Consider the following 2,321-nt stretch of genomic DNA (forward strand, 5'->3'; position numbering starts at 1 on the left):
GGCGGGTCCTCGGTCCAGACGCTGGTGTACGCGGCCCGGGTGTTCCACCACACCGGGTCGTAGTGGAAGTGGCTGATCATGTGCATCGTCCAGCCGGGCTCGGCGACGGTGAACTCGAATTCGGTGCTGGTCCGGCCGACGACGATCTGCGCCCGCCGCCGCTCGCCGACCACCGGGTCCATCACCCGCACCGGCACTTCGACCACCCGACCCCGCGGCATGGCATGCACCGCGCCGACCGTCTCGAGACCGGGCCCTTCGACGCGCACCGTGGTGGCCCTTGAACAGAATCGGTACGACACCCGCACTAGTTGGAGGGGCTCGTCGGGTGGGCCGGTGAACAGCTCCGTCGACTCCGCCGAGGTGACGTGCATCCCGTCACCCTACGTGCGCGCGCTCGACGATCCCCCGGTTTGACCGTTACCCGCGTGAAGGAGTCGCTCGGCCACGTTCCGCACGGCGGCGGCGACCTCGGGTGGTTCGAGCACCTCGAAGTCGATTCCCGGCATGGCCAGCCATGGCACCATCCGTTCGGGCTCATCCGCGCCTGCGGTGACGATGCAGGCGTCGGCTCCGTCCTGCTCGATCTCGACCGATGCCGCCGAGAACATCTGTGCCACAACCTCTTGCGGCGCGAGATAGCGGACCCGCGCGACGTAGCGGTACACCGACGCAGTGATCGCGCGCTGCACGTAGCTCGCCGCGTCGGGCGCGTCCCGCGGCGTGAACGTACTGCCGAGCGCGCGGACGTCGGCCATCCGGTCCAGTCGCAGCGTGCGCCAGTCGTCGCGGTCCCGGTCGTAACAGAGCAGATACCACCGTCGGCCCGTCGTCACCAGCTGATAGGGCTCCAACCGGCGCTGCGTCGCGTTGCCGCGAATGTCGACGTAGCCGGCGGCGACGTGCTCGTGGTCACGGCTGGCGCGCGCCAGTGTCATCAGGACGTCCGGTTCGACGGGCGTATCGGACTGACCGGACGTCAGGGTCACCGTCGCGTCATGCACGGCTGCCACCTGGGAGCGCAGCCGTGCCGGCATCACCTGGTCGAGCTTGGACAGCGCGCGTAGCGCAGATTCGCCGACACCAGCCACGCTGCCGCCCGCCGCGACGCGCAGGCACACGGCCATCGCGACGGCCTCGTCGGGATCGAGGAGCAGCGGCGGCAACGCCGCGCCTGCTCCCAACTGGTAGCCGCCGCCGTGCCCCTTGCTGGCGTGCACGGGGTAGCCGAGGTCGCGCAGTCGTTCGACGTCGCGGCGGACGCTGCGGCCCGTCACGCCGAGGCGTTCGGAGAGCTCTTCACCGCTCCACACTCGGCGCGACTGCAACAGGCCGAGCAGCTGCAGGACCCGGCTGGTCGTTGTAGGTTCTCTTTTCCCGTGACAATCAGTCACCTTTTGACCTGCATTGCTGCTTGCTTTCTCATTTCGGTGTCATCGATGCCTTTCTCACTTTCGTGTCATTTTCCTCAGAATCCTTCTTCTGGCGGATACGGCCTAGCGGGGAGATCACTGACACCACACTCAGCCGTTGTCGCATTTCGTCAAGTGACGTTTCGTTCGTGCCCGTCGGTGATCAGAACATGCTCGCGCCTGGCGATTCGGTGCGCTGAGTGAGCGGAATCGAACGCGGTTGGGCGTTCAGGTCGCTTGTTTGGGGCTGGTCGTTAACAGTTCGTGCCGCGCTGCCGCCCAACGCGCGGGCTTGCTCTACGAACGCCGGCCACCGGAGGCGTGGGCGATGCAGATACCTCGAGCGCGACAATGCGATTGAACGCGCCGAACGCACCTCGACCCCGCCGGTCGCCCCACCAATTCCGTCCGCGCCGAGGTGGAGGAACTCTTGACCCGCCATGTCCGCCTCACCAGTGGGTACCGCGATGAGGTCACCGCCCGGGACCGCTTCAACACCGACATGGCTCGACAAAGCCGCGACGGCGGCCTCGAACTCTGAGGACTGCCTTTCGCGCCATACTTCCGGCACCAGAGTCATATCGCCCCAACGAATTACATGACTGTTCTTTCGTGACAGGAGTTACTGATGATGCGAAAGTGTTGTACGTTGCAATTCACGTAGTAACTACGTACGTATCTAGGGCGTAGATCGAGGGCAAAGGCGGGGCGGCGTCTGACCGGTCCGCCGACGAGCGTCGGCCGCTTAAGAAGGAGACCTCTACCTGATGCCCACCGCATCTCGCACCAACGTTCCTGCCCGGCATCTGAGTAGGTCCCTGGAGGTCGCTCGCAAGGAGCAAGGTCGCGTCTGGCGCAGGCGATCCGTCCTTTTCGGATGCGCCGCGATGGCGACGCTGCTCATTGCCC

Annotated in this window: 2 protein-coding genes; both read right to left on the minus strand. The window is 66.0% G+C overall.

Translation table 11 applies throughout. The features are described from left to right. A partial coding sequence (locus ACRDUX_RS29155) for a hypothetical protein (protein ID WP_526419030.1) occupies window positions 1-374 on the minus strand: 374 nt, incomplete at its 3' end. A 9-nt stretch (window positions 375-383) separates the two neighbouring features. Further along, complete coding sequence (locus tag ACRDUX_RS29160; RefSeq protein WP_526419032.1) at window positions 384-1,394, minus strand: helix-turn-helix transcriptional regulator; 1,011 nt, start codon at window positions 1,392-1,394, stop codon at window positions 384-386. Between the last annotated feature and the right edge of the window lie 927 nt (window positions 1,395-2,321).

The organism is Mycobacterium sp. (assembly GCF_050701675.1).
Taxonomy (GTDB): domain Bacteria; phylum Actinomycetota; class Actinomycetes; order Mycobacteriales; family Mycobacteriaceae; genus Mycobacterium.